Source organism: Leptospira saintgironsiae, from assembly GCF_002811765.1.
Lineage (GTDB): Bacteria > Spirochaetota > Leptospiria > Leptospirales > Leptospiraceae > Leptospira_B > Leptospira_B saintgironsiae.
The window spans coordinates 542,207-559,327 of the sequence record NZ_NPDR01000002.1 but is presented as its reverse complement, the minus strand read 5'-3'; the positions used below and the strand labels follow the sequence as shown (position 1 = coordinate 559,327).

12 protein-coding genes are annotated in these 17,121 nt (G+C 38.0%); 5 read left to right on the top strand and 7 right to left on the bottom strand.

Annotation, left to right across the window (positions count from 1 at the left end; genetic code table 11):
* Positions 1–81 precede the first annotated feature (81 nt).
* The 3 genes from CH362_RS07615 to CH362_RS07605 form a co-directional block, all read right to left on the bottom strand.
* Positions 82–1,995: an AMP-dependent synthetase/ligase gene (locus CH362_RS07615; protein WP_100709779.1), complete on the bottom strand. Its 1,914-nt coding sequence runs from the start codon at positions 1,993–1,995 to the stop codon at positions 82–84.
* 80 nt (positions 1,996–2,075) lie between these two features.
* Positions 2,076–3,188 carry a helix-turn-helix domain-containing protein gene (locus CH362_RS07610; RefSeq protein WP_100709744.1) on the bottom strand — a complete coding sequence of 371 codons (1,113 nt, stop codon included), beginning with the start codon at positions 3,186–3,188 and terminating at the stop codon, positions 2,076–2,078.
* Positions 3,189–3,229: 41 nt separating this feature from the next.
* Positions 3,230–4,864 carry a glycerol-3-phosphate dehydrogenase/oxidase gene (locus CH362_RS07605; RefSeq protein WP_100709743.1) on the bottom strand — a complete coding sequence of 545 codons (1,635 nt, stop codon included), beginning with the start codon at positions 4,862–4,864 and terminating at the stop codon, positions 3,230–3,232.
* 157 nt (positions 4,865–5,021) lie between these two features.
* Between CH362_RS07605 and CH362_RS07600 the strand changes: the two genes are divergently transcribed.
* The gene (locus tag CH362_RS07600) at positions 5,022–7,031 is read left to right on the top strand and encodes a SpoIIE family protein phosphatase (RefSeq protein WP_100709742.1); all 2,010 of its coding nucleotides are present in this window, start codon (positions 5,022–5,024) and stop codon (positions 7,029–7,031) included.
* A gap of 135 nt (positions 7,032–7,166) precedes the next feature.
* On the top strand, positions 7,167–8,861 hold the full coding sequence (locus CH362_RS07595) for an FAD-binding oxidoreductase (RefSeq protein ID WP_100709741.1): 1,695 nt from the start codon (positions 7,167–7,169) through the stop codon (positions 8,859–8,861).
* A 62-nt stretch (positions 8,862–8,923) separates the two neighbouring features.
* Here the strand turns inward: CH362_RS07595 and CH362_RS07590 are convergent, their stop codons facing one another.
* Genes CH362_RS07590 through CH362_RS07580 form a run of 3 tightly spaced genes read right to left on the bottom strand, consistent with a single transcriptional unit; the run spans position 8,924 to position 12,549 of the window.
* Positions 8,924–9,688: an enoyl-CoA hydratase/isomerase family protein gene (locus CH362_RS07590; RefSeq protein ID WP_100709740.1), complete on the bottom strand. Its 765-nt coding sequence runs from the start codon at positions 9,686–9,688 to the stop codon at positions 8,924–8,926.
* Positions 9,689–9,705: 17 nt separating this feature from the next.
* Positions 9,706–10,515, bottom strand: a complete 810-nt coding sequence (locus tag CH362_RS07585; protein WP_100709739.1) for a hypothetical protein — start codon at positions 10,513–10,515, stop codon at positions 9,706–9,708.
* Between the two features lie 18 nt (positions 10,516–10,533).
* Positions 10,534–12,549, bottom strand: a complete 2,016-nt coding sequence (locus CH362_RS07580; protein ID WP_100709738.1) for a tetratricopeptide repeat protein — start codon at positions 12,547–12,549, stop codon at positions 10,534–10,536.
* Positions 12,550–12,763: 214 nt separating this feature from the next.
* Here CH362_RS07580 and CH362_RS07575 point away from each other — a divergent pair, with 214 nt between their 5' ends.
* Positions 12,764–14,113, top strand: coding sequence for a hypothetical protein (locus CH362_RS07575; protein WP_244280504.1), 1,350 nt, complete (start codon positions 12,764–12,766; stop codon positions 14,111–14,113).
* Positions 14,100–15,212: a cysteine desulfurase family protein gene (locus CH362_RS07570; protein ID WP_100709736.1), complete on the top strand. Its 1,113-nt coding sequence runs from the start codon at positions 14,100–14,102 to the stop codon at positions 15,210–15,212. Before CH362_RS07575 ends, CH362_RS07570 begins: the two co-directional genes overlap by 14 nt.
* Here the strand turns inward: CH362_RS07570 and CH362_RS07565 are convergent.
* Complete coding sequence (locus CH362_RS07565; RefSeq protein WP_100709735.1) at positions 15,205–16,347, bottom strand: deoxyguanosinetriphosphate triphosphohydrolase; 1,143 nt, start codon at positions 16,345–16,347, stop codon at positions 15,205–15,207. The genes CH362_RS07570 and CH362_RS07565 overlap by 8 nt on opposite strands.
* Positions 16,348–16,467: 120 nt before the next feature.
* Between CH362_RS07565 and CH362_RS07560 the strand changes: the two genes are divergently transcribed.
* Complete coding sequence (locus CH362_RS07560; protein ID WP_100709734.1) at positions 16,468–17,097, top strand: DedA family protein; 630 nt, start codon at positions 16,468–16,470, stop codon at positions 17,095–17,097.
* Positions 17,098–17,121: the final 24 nt, after the last annotated feature.

Sequence of the window (17,121 nt, the reverse complement as noted above, 5' to 3'; positions counted from 1 at the left end):
CGTCCCTATATCATATAATTCTAATTTCCACAATCAATTTTTCAGAGAAAGACTTTTGTTGGAATTCCAACATTCAGTAGCCTATCTCAGAACTTCTTCTTTTTTGCCTGAATAAATATCTCTGATCAGTCCTGAATATTTATCAGTCACTACATGGCGTTTCACTGAAAGTTTCGCAGTAAGTTCATCTCCAGTTTCGAATGGTTTAGGTAATAATCGAAAGTCCACTACCCTTTCAAACGATTTAAATCCATTCGTTGAAGAGATTGCATTTTTGATCACTGCTTGGATCTTGACTGCACATTTTGCTTCTTCTTCCGCTGAACTGAAACCTAATCCCGGTTTGTAATTCGGAAAGAATTCTGGATTTGGAACAATCAAAGCAGAAAGATATTTTTGATCCTGACCAATCACCATACATTGTAGTATGAATTCAGACTGGCTTAAAATATTTTCTATTGGGACGGGTTCCACATTCTCCCCACCCAATAGAACGATTGTTTCTTTTGTTCTACCTACAATTTTCAAACAATCATTATAAGTCATCATTCCCAGGTCTCCAGTGTTGAACCAATCCCCCTGCATCACTTTACGAGTATTCTCCTCGTCATGATAATATCCTGACATGACCTGGTCACCTTTTACGTGGATCTCTCCCTTAATAGCATATCCTTTAGGTCCACCTTCTTCAGTAGTCCAAAGAATTTTAGAAGTATTAGGATCTACAACTCTGAGAGAAGTTTCCTTATACAAAGGACCTACAGTTCCCATCACTGCTTGATCCAAAATACGAACAGAAATTACAGGAGAAGTTTCAGTAAGACCATATCCTTCTAAAACTTGGATGCCTATCGCGTTAAAAAATTTATCTACGTGGATAGGAAGAGTTCCTCCACCTGAAACAGTTCCTTTCAATTTTCCACCGGTAGCCTGGCGGATCTTTTTAAGAACGATCAGATCCAGTAGTGTCGCAGGAAGAATATTCAAAATATATTGTAGAACTTTGACTATTCCGACAAAAGAAGAAACTATTGCACTTCTTCCACTAAGATCCAATTCCCTAAAGCCAATCCAGCGTTTTGCAGATTGAATATTGGAAGCGAAAAATAGTGCCGCATGAAACAGACTTTGTTTTAGACTAGAAGACTTAGCTACAGTAGCATAAATTCCTTGGTAAACACTTTCCCAAAGTCTAGGTGCAGAAGCCATGAAAGTTGGTTTAACTTTTTTAAGATCTTCCTTCAGTGTTCTCACAGAAGAATAATATGTTCCAGCTCCAAAATGGATACATACCATTTCAAACATTCTTTCAAAACTATGCCATACGGGAAGAATAGAAAGTATTCTTTCTCCCGCATCCAGTTTGATAGGAATACGATTGATCTGAGACATTATATTTTTATGAGTTAAAGGAACTCCTTTAGGACGACCGGTTGTTCCAGCTGTATAGATGAGTGTAAAAAGATCCTCCTCCTGGATTTGGGATATCCTCTTCTCCATCTCACGGTTGCCTTTATCTCTTAATTCTTTCCCTCTTTGTATCAAATCCCAAAATCTGAGTTCTTTTTCAGTTCCCTTTGCATTCTTATCTATTAGGATAATTGTATGTACATTCTGAATAGCACTTTGGTTTTGGTAGAGTTTTTTTAATACTGAATCATTCTCTGCAAATACGATCGTTGCACCGCTATGAGGAAGAATATGATTCAAATCTGAATCGGTAACATCTGTCCCTCTCGGAACATCAGCACCACCCGCCATCACAATGGCATAATCAGTAATAATCCATTCCAAACGGTTATCTGCAAGAACGGCAGCATGCCCCTTATACGGAAATTCTAATTCTATAAGTGCAGTCCCGAGCTGTAATCCTAACTCATACAATTCAGAATAGTTTACAGAATCAAATTCTCCTGAGGAATTTTTAGTTAGAAACGCAGGTCTTTCCCCATATTTATTTTTGGACGATTGATATAAATCGGCAAGAGTTTTCATGCCACCTCCTAGGATGGAGGAAAGTATAGGGCTCATTAGGATGTTTGTCGTCCTGGCGTATAACTCAGGACGTGCGAATTTTAAAATTTTAACGAAGCCTTGTATAAGACCGCGGTTTTTCTGAATTCGCTAGGTGTAGAATCTGCAAATTTTTTAAATGCTTCATTAAATGCAGATTTTGAATTGAATCCAACTGATTCTGAGATTGCTAAAATAGAACGATCCGTATCTTCTAAGAGCAGAACTTTGGCTTCTTCTACCCTCCATGAATTGATATAATCTGAAAATTTCATAGATAGACGTTGGTTTAAAAATTCTGAAAGTTGATGATTGGTCAGTCCCAATTCTTCTGCGAGTTGAGAAAGAGTAAGATCCTCGTCTGCATAAACTTTCTCTCTTCTCATCAATGCTTCTAATCGATCTTTGATCTTGGATTCATCCATTCCTTTCAGTCTGGATTTCTTATAACGCACTTCTCTTAAACTTTTTCCTACAAAGCCAAGCCAATTTGGTTCTCTTTGAGAAAGTAAAAATCCGATTACCAACAAAACTGGAAGACTGAAGATACTTTCTTTTACGAATTCAATTCTTCTTAAAATTGAACCAGTGAGTCCCCAGAAGATCACAAAACAGACTAAACAAATGAAGATAAGAAACATTCTTCTGGCTCTTTCTTCATTTTCATCTTGTTCTGAACGGAATAAGTAACTTCTGTACATCCAAAGCAAAGGTAGAAAATAAGAAAGGATCGAAATTTTAGGAGTGATCTGCAAAAACACTAGTATACTTGAATATGGTCTTCCTTGCGAGATCTCTTGTAATGTGCGGATCCTAAATTCTTCTCCGCCTAACCAAAATGGTAAGAGTAAAATTACAGAAAGCAGAATTGGTAAAAAGTGCAGAAGGGTCTCTTTTTTAGAAAGTTCCAGTCCAAGCAAAGTTATCTGAAAATGGATATACAGAATAGGAGCGATTCCCAATGCAAAAGGAATATGGATCGCATACAAGATTGGATAGGTTTTGACAAGTCCTGAAAGGAATGTTGCAGCTCCTACAAGCCAGAAAGAAGAACAAAACATGATCAGGGAGGCTCTGGTCCTTTCTCCCAAAGATGCGGGAGAAAGTAAGATCCCTAAAGACCAGATCCAGCCGAAAGCGATTCCAAAAACTAAGTAAGCAGTTTCTAAATCCATGGTACTTAGTTAGAGATACCAGATTGAAACTAGATTAAAAGTCAAAAATGGTAACGAGAGAGTATCTCCGAACTTTCTGCCTTTTTACGAGAAGGGTTCCAGCCCAGGGTTTTTCCTAATTCTTCTACAATTCTATGCAGAGATTCAGAAGAAGGAGCACCAGGCACCCCTACTCCGGATCTACGGAAGAAGAAGTCTGTTCCTTTTTCAATTTTTTCTTCGGAAGCAATATAACGGATCTCTGCAGTATTAAACTCTTCTCCATTATTTAAGGTGATAGATTCGTCGTTTGCTTTCTGGTATTTTAGGACTTCATAAGCTAAACTTCCGTATCGAGCACCTAAGGTTTCCAGATATTCTCCGGAAAGTTTTGGATATTTTTTAGTAAGCCCTTTGACTAAAGAAGAATGGTCCGAAAATTCTCCGGAAGAAAGTGGTATCTGATCCGTTTCACAAGGCAAAAATTTTCCTGGCAGATACTCGCAGAGTTTGTCTGTGATCTTCTCCGCTAAATGTCTACTGGTTGTATATTTTCCACCAAGTGCAGTATAAAATCCAGGAAGTCCTTTTTCTTTATGATCTAAAATTTCAGTTTTGCGAGAAGCATTGTAAGTGTCAGATTTTTCACCTGGATCTTCTACAAGAGGTCTCATTCCTCCATAATAAAAATCCACATCTGATTCAGTCAGATCAGAATATCCAAATGCATAATTAATTTCCTCTAATAGACCTTGGATGTCTGACTTAGTGACCTTAAATTTATCAGGAGAATCAGAGAATACTGTATCAGTTGTTCCTACGATTGTTTTACCTCTCCAAGGAAGCACAAACATATGAGTCTTATCCCTTTTCTTTAAAACAATTGCCTTAGAAACAGTCAATGCTCTAGTTACAATATGAATTCCTTTGGATCGGACGAGCACCTTGTCCATTCCAACTCCAGCCAAAGATTCTACAAAATCCGCCCAAGGACCTGCAGCATTCACTACAGTTCTCGCAAAGATTGGATAAGTTTTGCCACTTCTTTTATCTTTTAAGATTGCTTGGTAAACTTCTCCTTGTTGAGAAATAGCAACTAGTTCAGTATAATTGAGAGCTGTTCCTCCTTTTTTTTCGGCGGAGAAGATGAACTCACATGTATGTCTTTCAGGGTTCGTGTTTTGGTAATCGTAATATAAAAATCCACCTTTGAGTCCGTTCCTTGGTAGACTAGGTGCTTCCATTACTACTTCTTCTGGTGATAAAAATCTATATTTAGGGATCCAGGAATCAGAACTGATATTTTTATTTCTATCGTATGAAAAATAATCATACATTCCAAGACCGATATTGGTGATCCACTTTTCAGAATTAGAATATACTGGAATAATAAAGCCTAATGTTTTGAGTGCATGAGGACTGATCTTTGCAAGAATCCTTCTTTCTCTTAAAGATTCTCTCACCAACCCAAACTCTGCATTTTTTAAATATCTTAAACCACCGTGAATTAATTTGGAGGTAGCCTGAGTGGTTCCGGAAGCAAAATCATTTTTCTCAACCAAAATAGCCTTTAACCCGCGTAAGGTGGCATCCCACAAAGTAGTGGCACCAGTAATCCCTCCACCTATCACTAAGGTATCGAAAACCTGGGAAGAAATCGGAAAAGAAGAAGTTTTAGCGTCTTTCGTTTTGGCCATAGATTCACAGCTTGGATTTGAGAACTCGGTCGGTCAAGACATTAGAAATTACACAAGTTCTTTACTCCAAATCAGTAGATGATAATTTTTGTTTAGACCCGGTTCTTATTTCCCACTTATTTTAGGGACTTGAACCGAACGGAGTTCGATTCAATAAATGTCATACACTTCCTCCCGGGCAGGTAGTTTTCAAAACAAATGGAATTCAATTCTAGGTTTTTTTAAAAAGGACCCGGATAGAGATGTATATGAAAAAGAATATATCGAAGATCTAAAAAGACAAACTCGTAGCATCCAATATCCGGGTGCAGTGCTCGCTATATTTGTATGGTTGGGTTTCGCTTTCGGAACGGACCAAAAATTACATCCTGAATTTCCTGAACTCTTTTATTTCCGGATCGGATTCTCCTTAGTAGGCATTCTTAGTTTAATTTTTCTTCTATTGGACACTTTGTTCAAGATACCTACTCGCAGATACAGTTTAGAAATGGCGTATGCTTTCATCGCCTATCTACTACTTTGCACCTCCTTTTTTACTGGTAGAATTGCAGATGATCCAAATTACGTATCTGGCCTTCAGATCGCACTTATCACAATCGTATTCGTCCCTCTTCCTAAGAAGTCATATTATGTTTTCCTAATTCTGTCTGCGATTGCTTTTATCGTTTCCGCTTTGATCTATTCGCCAAACTTAAGTACTCCTCAGGCAGCATACTCTATGCAGAATTTGGGGATTGCATTCCTTCTCACCCTAGTATTCTCAGTAATTTTGGAAAGATATAGATTTGTCAGTTTTGTAAGTAGATTTAAGATCCAGGAAAGTAATAGAGAAATTTCCGAAAAAATGCAACAGATCCAGGCTTTGAAAGAAAAGCAGGATGGAGATTATTTCTTAACGGCACTTCTTCTTTCTCCGCTTATCAAATTGGATAATTCCGAAAATTCCGCTGTAAAAGTGGAATTCCTACTGGATCAGTACAAAAAATTCTCCTTCAAAGATAAAGACTACGAACTTGGCGGGGATTTTTTAAGCGCTTATATAATAAAGATCCAAGATAGAGACTATACCGCGTTTATCAACGGAGACGCGATGGGAAAATCCATCCAAGGTGCAGGTGGTGCCTTGGTTTTAGGTTCCGTATTCAATTCAATTATTAGCCGAACTAGACTTTCTCCTGAGATCCAATCCAAATCTCCAGAACGTTGGCTTAAAGAAGCATTCATAGATCTACAAAACGTATTCGAGACATTCGACGGATTTATGTTGATCTCTGCAGTTTTAGGAATTGTAGAACATTCTACAGGAGCAATGTATTATATTAATGCAGAACATCCTTGGCCTGTCCTATATAGAGATGGCAAAGCAATGTTTCTAGGAGCAGAATCCAATATTCGTAAATTAGGGATTTCTGAAATGTTCGGCACCAAGATCCAGGTCCAAACATTCCGTATGCTTCCAGGAGATACAATTTTCTGCGGATCAGACGGAAGGGATGATTTAGTATTAGAAGAGGACTTTTCTGGCAAAAGGGTCATGAACGAGGATGAAACAATCTTCCTTGCCTCTGTGGAAGAAAGTGGCGGCGAATTAAAAACGATCCGCAGATCCCTAATCAGTAGAGGAAAACTTTCAGACGATTTGAGTATATTATCTATTTCTTATAATCCTTCCAGAAATCCTTACATGGAAGACAAAAAATCCATTACGGAAGCTGAGTCTGCTTTCCAAAAAGGAAACACAAAAGACGCTATACGTATCCTGGAAGAAGGTTTAAAAAAGTCAGGCACAGTAGGAGAACGTTACTTTCCTCAAATAGCCAAACTTCTATCCAAATGGTACGATAAAATATCCGAATTCAAAAAAGCAGCGGAATGGGCGGAGAAATCCCTGGCCTGGGATCCTTCTGAAACAGAGATCCTATTCTATTCTTCTATCCTTTGGAAGAAGGCTTATACTCTAAAAAAAGACTCTGAATACTTAAAATCTGCAGCGGAACTCGGAGAGAAGTTAAGAGTACGTTCTCCGAATCATCTGAAAAATTTGATCAACCTGTCGGATATTTATAGGTTACTTGGCAATTCTTTTCGAGCCAAGAAGTTATTGGATGAGGCATCCGTTCTTTCTCCGGATGATCCAAAGATAGCGGAATTAAAAAAACGTCTATAGGTCTTTATCCGAATATCGCATGTAGGACTTCCTACGCTGATATTTGATTTTGTATCAAAAGTCCTTTTTACCTTGCCCTCTGGAAAGATTCGTATTTATTGGAAACGTTTCTAATTAATCGGAGATAAGACTAAAATGTTCTACCACGAGCTCAATTCCAAAATCGACTATTCCAGATCCAATCTTAGATGGAATGCCTGGGGTGCAAATGATCAGGATTTCGGTAGAAAGGCACAAATGCCTGAGATACTCAAACTTCTCCAAAGAGAATTTAAACTAGATTCAATTCGTGAAACTCCCGCGGTTTCCTTGGATAATATCAAACTACCTAATACAAAACTAAGCCCTAATGATATTAAAAACCTAAGTGCTATCGTAGGCAAAAATAATTTCAAAAACGATAGATACGAAAGAGTTTTCCATTCTGCAGGTAGAAGTTACTACGACGTTCTAAGACTTCACTTTAATAATTTGAAGGCATTTGTAGATGGAGTTGTTTATCCCAAAAAAGATGCAGAGATCATTAAAATTTTAGAATATTGTTCTAAAAACAAGATCACAGTCATTCCTTTCGGAGGAGGGTCATCCGTAGTAGGTGGAGTCGAAGTGATCAAGGGCAAAGGACAAAAAGCAGTTCTTTCTTTAGATATGACAGAAATGACTGAACTTGTATCTTTCGATCCGATTAGCATGACTGCAACCTTTCAAGCTGGGATCTATGGACCTAAATTAGAATATGGACTCAACTTAAAAGGATACACCTTAGGACATTTCCCTCAGTCATTCGAATATTCCACCTTGGGCGGATGGGTCGCTGCAAGAAGTGCGGGACAACAATCTAATCGATACGGTAAGATAGAAGAAATATTAAGTTCAGTAAAACTGATCAGTCCGAACGGAACTGTAGAAACTTTAAGAGCGCCTGCTGCTTCTATCGGACCGGATTGGAATCAGATCATCGCAGGTAGCGAAGGTCTTTTAGGAATTATTTCAGAAGTTACTATCAAGATCCATAAAATCCCTGAGACTAGAAAATATTTCGGACTAGTATTTCCGGATCTACTTTCTTCTATCAATTTTATCCGTAAAGCAAACCAAGAAGAGATCAAAACTTCTATGCTTAGACTTTCAGATGCAAACGAGACAAGACTCTACGAGTATCTGGGAGAATTAGGAAAGAAGAATACACCAATTCGCAAATTCAAAAGATTCCTGCAGAATTCATATCTTAAGTCCGTAGGCATCGGAGAGAATAAATGTGTTGTATTAGTTGGACTAGACGGATCTAGACAAGAGGTAGATCGTTCTTTCGAAGGTCTCAAAAGACTTTGGAAAAAAAGCGGAGCGATCTTCGCTGGAGAAAAATTAGGACAGAATTGGATCCACAGTAGATATAATATGCCTTTCTTGCGGAACCATGTAATGCAGTACGGAATGGGAGTTGATACAATGGAAACTTCCAGTACTTACGATAAATTAGAAGATCTTCATAAAGCTGGAATTGAATCCTTACAAAATTCTATCCCTGGTTCAATAGCTATGTGTCATTTATCTCATAGTTATCACGAGGGAGCTTGTTTGTATTACACGATCTTATTCCCGATGGACGCTAAAAAACCGGAAGAACAATGGTTTAAAATGAAAAGATCCGTTTCGGATACATTCACTTCTTTCAAAGCTCCGATCAGCCACCACCATGGAGTTGGTTTCGATCATAAAAAATGGTATGAATCTAGTTTAGGTAAACCTGGAGTAGAAGCTTTAAACGGACTTAAGAAAGTATTGGATCAAAAAGAAATTTTGAATCCAGGAAAATTATTCCATTCTTAATAAATCGCTACGAAGGCGTGGTAACGCAACGTAAGCCTGGGGTTGAATCCCAGGCTTTTTGTTCAGGTAAAGACTGGACGTCTTCTTTCTTGAATGGACTTCATTCCTTCTTGTCCATTGGAAGAAGCAATTGCTTGTGCAAGAAGATCCACATCTCTTTTTTCTAAAGTATCCGCAAGCAAACGTTGAGAATCTCTAAGAGCGATTTTTACTCCTACCACAGATTCCATTGCCATGTCTTGGAATTGAGAGCACCATTTTCTGGCTTTAGTGATAACTTCTTCTGGAGTAGCAGATTCTTCTACGAGTCCGACTTGGACAGCCTCATCTGCTTTTAGGCCTCTTCCACTATAGAGAAGATCTCTCGCTGTTTTCATTCCTACTAGATCTTTCAGAACTGTTCCCGCAGTGGATGGGAAATTGATACCGATTAACGATTCAGGAAAACCTAATCTTCCTTTTTTCTCTACGAGAATTCTGTAATCAGAGAATATAGCGATGACTGCTCCCACTCCCATAGAGTGACCATTCATCGCACAAACCACAGGTTTAGGAGAAAATAAAACTCTTCCGCAAGCACCGAGTGCTTCTCTCAGAACCTCTTTAATTTCTTCCAGGTTTTTACCTACGAAGATATCAGGATCGAATCCATTTGAAAAAAACTTATCATTTCTTCCGGATAGTAGGATAGACTTTACCGATCTGTCGTTTTCTGCTTGTTCGAGCACTTCTCTAAATTTGCGGAAAAACTCTCTTCCTAAAGAATTGGTCTCGTTTGTTTTGATATAAAGTTCTAAAATATGACCGTTTTTTTCTACGTCCAACATATTTACTTTCCTTAATATTAGAATCCAAACACTATTTGATTCAATCTATCAGTGCGGGATACTTTTTTCATTTTAATCTCGATACGATTCTGGTCAGCGCCATCCGTTCTGGAAACAATTCGTGTGATCGTTGTTTTAGGAGGAAATTCTACTTCTCCTTGAACACTTGTAACTGCCTTTACATTCTTACCGCTCGAGTCCCATTCCACTGAACGGATCCCGTTTTCTGCGGTGTAGTAAGTCCATTCTTCTCCTGGTTTTCTGACGAGAACAATTCCATCGTTCGGCTGAACGAGCGTCCATTGTGGTTTGAACAATTCAGCGTTTCTATTAGAGAGAAGATAATAGATGACCGGAAAAGGAACTACTGTTTGTTTCCCAGTGCTCGGATCGGATAACACGATATCGTCCATAGTTTGTTCATGGATCTTATCCACGGAAACAGTTTTGATCCGGATAGTTTGGCCATCGCTAAACACTTTAGAAACACTGATCCCAAAGAGTTTATCCATAAGCTCAATCTGCATTTTACCAGTTGGCTTATCATAAAAGATCTTTCCGGCTAAAGAGAATACATCCTTTTTAGGGAAAAAATTCTGGATACGAATATCGAATTCGCCTGAATAAGAAGTATTCGATTCTTCTAATTTACGAAGACCATCTAGATATTTGGAACCTTCCTTTGATTTGGCGCTCCAAAATTTGATCTTTCCTTTTTGGCGGAAATTGATCTCTTCAATATCTGTTGTTACACAGGATTGGAAGAATAGAATAAAACAAAATAATGATCCGAATACAGAAATTCGAGTGAAATGATTTGTTCTCAAAACAAGCCCTCCCGGTCATTAAGATTTATTTGAGACCGGATTTGTTCTTAACCTCTCCAATTTTTCCCGAATTCGAACTTTGTCTTCCTTCTTTTGAAAAAGAGTTTCCGATTTTTCCCAGAATCTTCTGGCATCTGCAAATTCTCTTCTTTCATGATGAACATCACCTAAATGTTCACAGATTGTAGGATCAAATTCGTTTTTATCCTGTAAAATTTGGAAAGCAAGATTCAAATGTAATAGAGCCTCATCTACTCTACCCTTTTTATAATAGATCCAACCCAAACTATCTTGGTAGGCTTCATTATCGGGAGCGAGTTCAACTGCTTTTCGGATCAGATCAAGAGCTTCATCCAAACGAACTCCCTTTTCAGAATAATGATAGCCTAAATAATTATACGCAATCGGATTTTCAGGATCTAGTTCCATGGACTTACGAAGATCCGCTTCCATCTCAGGAAGCCTTCCTAATTTTTCTAAAGTCGAAGCTCTGTAAAAATGATACACAGAAGATTTCGGTTCCAATCGAATTGCTTGTTCGAATGCTCCCCTACTTGCTTCCAGTTTTTCAGATTGGAATAGTACAATTCCTAAAAGATAATATGCGTAATGATTATTCGGATCATTTTTAAGAATATTTTGGATGATCTCTTCGGATTCTTGGACCTTTCCTGGAGGATTTCCACGAAGTAAGAATGCCAAATGTAATTCATACTTTTTAGAATCTTCTTTAGGAGAAGTGTATTGGATTGCCTTTCGAACTGAAATGATAGATCTAAATACAGAACCAGATTGTTCGTATACTCCAGCTAAAAAGTCGTATTGTTCAGCAAGAATTCTTGGATCCAGTTTTTCTTCTTCCGTTAACTTTATAGATTCAAGAAGTAATGTTTCTGCAAGTGTAGTCAATTGGGACTGGAGTGCAATGGATGCAACTTCTACCAATTCTCGAATATATTCTTTTTTATCAATATTTGGATCTCTTTTCTGGATCTCTAAAACGCCTAGACGAATAGAAAGCCTTTTAGGGAATCTTTCTTTTAAAGGAAAAAGAATACGTCTTGCTTCCGAATATTTAGAATTTAGAACAGAATAAAGTCCGAACAGAACCCCATCCTTATTCAATTTTCCTTTTTTCTTCAGATCTTCAAAATAGCCGGCTGCCATAGATCTACTTTCTATAAAGTACATCTCTCCGAGCATCAATTCCACTGAAGAATTTCCCTGGATCTCTTGTAGTATTCTTTGCAGTTGTTTTTTGGCTTGGGAAAACTTGCCTAGCTGATCCAAAATTTTTGCGAGAAGAAATCGGATTTCCCAGTTTTCAGGTCTCATCTCTAGATAACCTGAAATATAAAAAAGTGCCTTTGTATTTTGGCCTAAAGCGAAGTATGTTTTTCCCAAAGATAAATATACAAATTCAGGATATTTCGGATTAGAATCTTTTTGTTTGATTAGATCTCTAAGAGAACTCAAATACAAGACTGATTTTGCATCATTCTTCAGAGCAAGCTCCGCAGAACTTAATAAATAATAAAAATCAGGATCTTCTGAAAACTTACTCAAATGAGATTCTAAATAAGTCGCAGCCTTTTCATATTCTCCGCTGTTTAAAAGAATGGTTCCTTTTAAAATATAGGTCTCTCTAAAATTCGGATCAGACTTTTCTGCCAAGTCCAGTTCGGAAATTGCATCTTTCCATTGGCCTAAATAATAATGCGCCAATGCCTTGTTCCAACGAAATACTGCAGAAACAGGAACTCCTACAGATTCAGAACATCGAATATAATCCTGGAAGTTTCGAACTGCTTCAATAATCTCTTCTGTTCGTTCTCTTCCTTCAGAATTTCTGGCCTTATTTAAACTCTCTAAACCTAGAGAATAATAATAGGCCGGCCAAACAGACTTGGCTCTCCCGGAAGAATCAATGTCCCTACATACAAAAACGGAGTCAGTATTTTGGGGAGAAGCAAATATGGTACCTACATCCAGAACGGATACCAGAAGGATCGGAATAATGCTTGCGTGTTTCATAATCCCCGGACTTGTATAGGGTTTGGAATCGAAAAAAGCGAAATCTTCACTCTCTCTACTCTCAAGCGAGGGACTCTATTCGTCTAACGAATTTTCCGGAACTTAAGGAAAGAAATTGTTCAGCATTCTAAAAGAAAAGAAAAAGTTATTCTTAACACTTTTGTTGATTTGGACCCTGGCAGCGATCTATATCTATCCCAGGAGATTCCAGATTTTGCGTTCCTTCGCACTTTGGTTGGAACCTCCCGTTTTAAATCCCTCCCTCTCCGCAAAATTGCAGTCCAAGGGAGACGATCTATTATCCGAAAAAGTAGAATACAGACAGGTTGAACATTACCTCAGAACAGACCAATTATCCAGAGCATGTGTCCGCGCTTATAGAATAGGGAAAGAAGGTACAGGAGATATTTTCAGGGTCCCGAGTTGGATGGAAGCAAAACACCAAGGCTGGACAATAGAAAGACTTTCTAATCCGAGTGAGACCAAATTTTCCACGGGAGAAAAACCTGTGGATCCATTCGAATACTGGAAAGAATTCTACCAGATCCCTCTAGAAGCTTTAGATTATTATAAAAGAGCCTTAAACTATAATCCATTTGATGGATATAATTCTCCACCGACTCAGGGCTCCTTGGGAAAAGACAAACCTGAAATCGCAGGTAAAAGTTTATTGGAGAAGATCAGAATTTCTTCTTTCGCTTCTTGCCGTCCAGAAGAAGCAATACTTGCACATTTCCAAGCAATCCAAAGGATAGAAGAATTAGTATTCGAAAAATTGAAAGAAGCAAAACCTCCATCCATTCCTTGGTGGAAGCGTATTTTAAATTTTTTCAGTTTCAGTTGTAATAAGGAAGAAGAAGAAAATGTAACTGAAGATCTTCCGAAAGAGATCCGTATCTGGAAAAAGATCACAGAATCCCAATCTTCTCCCATTGTATTCTCAGAAGATTACCCAGATACAACCACATTAACTTCGAATAAGTATAAGACACTTCTTTTAAAAACATTGGAGTTGCTCAGACTTAGAACGGATGAATCTCATCCTTCTCTTTCACCTGAAGAATCTGTTTCCTTATTCACAAGAGTATTGTATTTTTCCTGTTCTAAAAGAGTAATCCCTGCAGAAGCAAAATATTGGGGAGCAAGTGCAATTGCTGCGATCCCTTGCGAGGCTTCTGATACAGAAGGAGCTAAAGTATTTTATTCTAATCTGAACAGAAATGCCCAGCTATTCTATAAATTGGGAGATAGAGATTCCAATTATAGAAAAAAGGCAAAAGATATGTTTGAAGCGGTTTATCAATCTTCCGCAACAGATTTAGGCGTCAGATTCCAAGCAAAACTAATGAGAGTCAGATGTTTATTGCATGAATCTAATTTTGACCAAGCCCTAAAAGAATTGGATGCTTTGGATACTGAAGTCTATACAGTAGATCCGAATTATCGCAATGATAAGTCCGGTTACGAGGACTTAATCGAAGATAAAAAGAAACTATTGCAGTATACGCTTCGTCGAAAAGGAAGATACGAAGAAGCAGACGATATTTTCGATGAAAAAAATTAAATACTTCGATTATAATGCGACCCATCCTCCTATTCCAGGTTTATTAACAAAGATCTTAGAAGAATACGAGGAAGATTTTTTCAATCCTTCCGGACCCACTCGATTTTCTTTGGCGAGACAAGGTAAGATTGAAGAAGCTAGAAAAGTTTTAGCAAAACTCACAGGAAAAGATCCGAAAGGATTTGTATTCGTATCTTCTGGAACAGAAGCAGATTATTCACTCATACATTTCGCAAAACAATTTGTTAAAACGATAGCGTATCTTTCTCCTTTCGAACATGCTGCTATGTATTCTTCTTTTAGAAGTTTAGGAATTCCTTATAAAGTTTTGAATACTGATAAATCAGGACTTGTTTCAGTTTCAGAATTAGAAACTAATCTGAAAAATGAACCTGGTCCTGTGTTTGTATTACACGCAGGTAATGAAACAGGTGTAATCCAACCAATTCAAGAATTAGCAGAAGTTTCCGCAAAATACGGAATGCCATTCTATTCGGATCTAATACAATCATTCTCCAAAATTCCTGTACCATTTTCTGTTTTAAATGGATTCACATTCTCCGGCCATAAAATTGGAGGAGGTTTAGGTTCTTCCGTTTTATGGTTCGATCCAAAACATCTACCAGAAGGTGGAGTGTTCCAAGGAGGAAATCAAGAGAATGGACATAGAGCAGGTACAGAGAATTCTCCTTCTATCCTAGCATTGGCAGAAGCGGCTAAAATCCAATTTGCTGAAATGGAAACTAAAAACAAAAGACTGGAATATTATAGAAACAAAATAGAATCCAAACTCAAAAGTTTAGGTGCAGAAATAGTGGCGGAGAATTCTCCAAGACTTTTTTCCACAACGTTTGCATTACTCCCTTTGGACGATTTGGACTTCTTTATGATGGGATTGGAAGAAAAAGGATTTGCGGTTTCCACTGGATCTTCTTGCAAATCCAGATCCAGAGAAGCAGCTCCTTCCTTGTTAGCAATGGGATATTCAAATGAAGAAGCTCTGAGAGCGATCCGAATCTCCACCGGCCTATACACAACGGAAGAAGAAGTAAATTCTCTTTTGGTCGCTTTCGAAGAAACAATCCTTTCTATTAAATAGTGGATGCCATTTCTTCTGCGTATCTGTCTGTCATACCGGCTACGTAGTCGCATACACATCTTTCTAAACCTTCTTTTTCTATCCTTCTTTTGTAAGTTTCAGGAATAGAATCAGGCTGTTTTCTAAAATGAAAAAATAATGTTTCTATAATATCTCTTCCTCTATCACTCGTGACTACAACGGAAGGATGTCTGTATAAAGTTTTATATAGAAAAGATTTTAATTCTCTAACCTTCTCCCCATAAGATGGCTCATAGGTTGCGATCCTTTTTCCTTCTTGGTAAACGATATTCAAATCGTTTCTATCTGAAATTTTCCAGTCGAAGATTCTGGATTCAATCGTTCTAATCATATTAGAGACCATACTATTTGTCAGTTCTCTAATGATTGTACGAACAAGGACCTTTCCGTCCAATTTCGGGAACTTACCTTTTACAATTTCAGAAGTTTCGGACCAAAGAGAAAGAGAGTTCAGATCTTCTGCCTTCAGATAACCCATCTCCAAACCATCATCTATATCATGGCTCGTGTATGCGATCTCGTCTGCTACATCCGCACATTGTGCTTCTAAACTTGGGCCTTCATCCTTTCTTTCCTTTCCTAAATTGGAGCCACCATATTCTGCTCCATGTTTCATCATTCCTTTTAAGGTTTCTTTAGAAAGATTTAATCCTGGAAATTCCGGATAACGTGTTTCGAGTATTGTAACAATTCGAACAGATTGTTTATTGTGTTCGAATCCACCAAATTCTCCCATCAGATCAGAAAGCATGTCTTGCCCAGCATGTCCAAAAGGTGTATGTCCCAGGTCATGAGCAAGAGCGATCGTTTCTGCGAGTAAAGAGTTGAGTCCTAAAGCAGAAGCAATTGTTCTAGAAATTCCTGCGACTTCCAGAGTATGAGTGAGACGATTGCGATAATTTTCGCCTACTGAATACACGAATACTTGGGTCTTATATTGTAATCTTTTGAAAGCACTAGAGTGAACTACCCTATCTCTGTCTCTTTGAAATGGGATACGGTACGGGTGTTCTTCTTCTTTATATTCTCTTCCACCCGTTTCGTCTTGTAAAACTGCGTAGCCGGCTAATAGAGAATTTTCGGCTTGGATGATTTGGTTTCTGTTTTTTTGCACCTGAAACCAATTTGGAACCTAAAAAGATCGAAAGCAAGCCAAACAAATCTAGTTTTTCGATTCCAATTTGCCTCGGATAAGTTTCACTGGTGCAATTCTACTCAGTAGATAGAAACATTCATGGATCTAGTTAATATTCCGGATTTAGTCAATTTTTTTTCCCGCTTTGGAAATGAGTTCTCATACTTAGCAATTTTCTCCACGCTTATACTATGCGGTTTTGGCCTTCCAATCCCAGAGGATATTTCCCTGGTTTCCGGAGGAGTTTTAGCAGGTTTAGGATACGCAAATGAACATGTAATGTTCGGTGTCGGAATGGCTGGAGTTTTAGTAGGAGACGGTTCCGTATTTTTACTCGGAAGAGTTTTTGGAGAGAAAGTATTACAAATTCCTTTCATAGCCAAGTTTTTAACCCCAGAAAGATTTTCTAAAGTACAGGAGAAGTTTTCCCAATACGGAAACTGGGTTGTATTCATGGCGAGGTTTATGCCAGGTCTTAGAATGCCAATTTATCTAACGGCTGGGACTTCTGATCGGATCTCTTTTTTTAGATTTTTGTTTTTGGATATGTTTGCTGCTGGCATTTCTGTTCCGATCTGGGTTTATCTAGGCCATTATGGTGCAAAAAATTTGGACCAGCTCAGTCACTTAGTCCACCAAGGGCAAATTACAGTCTTTGCATTATTAGGAATTCTTGTATTAGGCCTAGTTCTATATTTCGCGATCAAAAAGAAACGTTCCGGGAAATAATACTTTTACTCGACATAATTTTAT

Coding starts and splice junctions, on each gene's coding strand:
- CH362_RS07615 (WP_100709779.1), bottom strand. CDS start 1,995: ATGAAAACTCTTGCCGATTTATATCAATCGTCCAAAAATAAATATGGG.
- CH362_RS07610 (WP_100709744.1), bottom strand. CDS start 3,188: ATGGATTTAGAAACTGCTTACTTAGTTTTTGGAATCGCTTTCGGCTGG.
- CH362_RS07605 (WP_100709743.1), bottom strand. CDS start 4,864: ATGGCCAAAACGAAAGACGCTAAAACTTCTTCTTTTCCGATTTCTTCC.
- CH362_RS07600 (WP_100709742.1), top strand. CDS start 5,022: ATGTCATACACTTCCTCCCGGGCAGGTAGTTTTCAAAACAAATGGAAT.
- CH362_RS07595 (WP_100709741.1), top strand. CDS start 7,167: ATGTTCTACCACGAGCTCAATTCCAAAATCGACTATTCCAGATCCAAT.
- CH362_RS07590 (WP_100709740.1), bottom strand. CDS start 9,688: ATGTTGGACGTAGAAAAAAACGGTCATATTTTAGAACTTTATATCAAA.
- CH362_RS07580 (WP_100709738.1), bottom strand. CDS start 12,549: ATGAAACACGCAAGCATTATTCCGATCCTTCTGGTATCCGTTCTGGAT.
- CH362_RS07570 (WP_100709736.1), top strand. CDS start 14,100: ATGAAAAAAATTAAATACTTCGATTATAATGCGACCCATCCTCCTATT.
- CH362_RS07560 (WP_100709734.1), top strand. CDS start 16,468: ATGGATCTAGTTAATATTCCGGATTTAGTCAATTTTTTTTCCCGCTTT.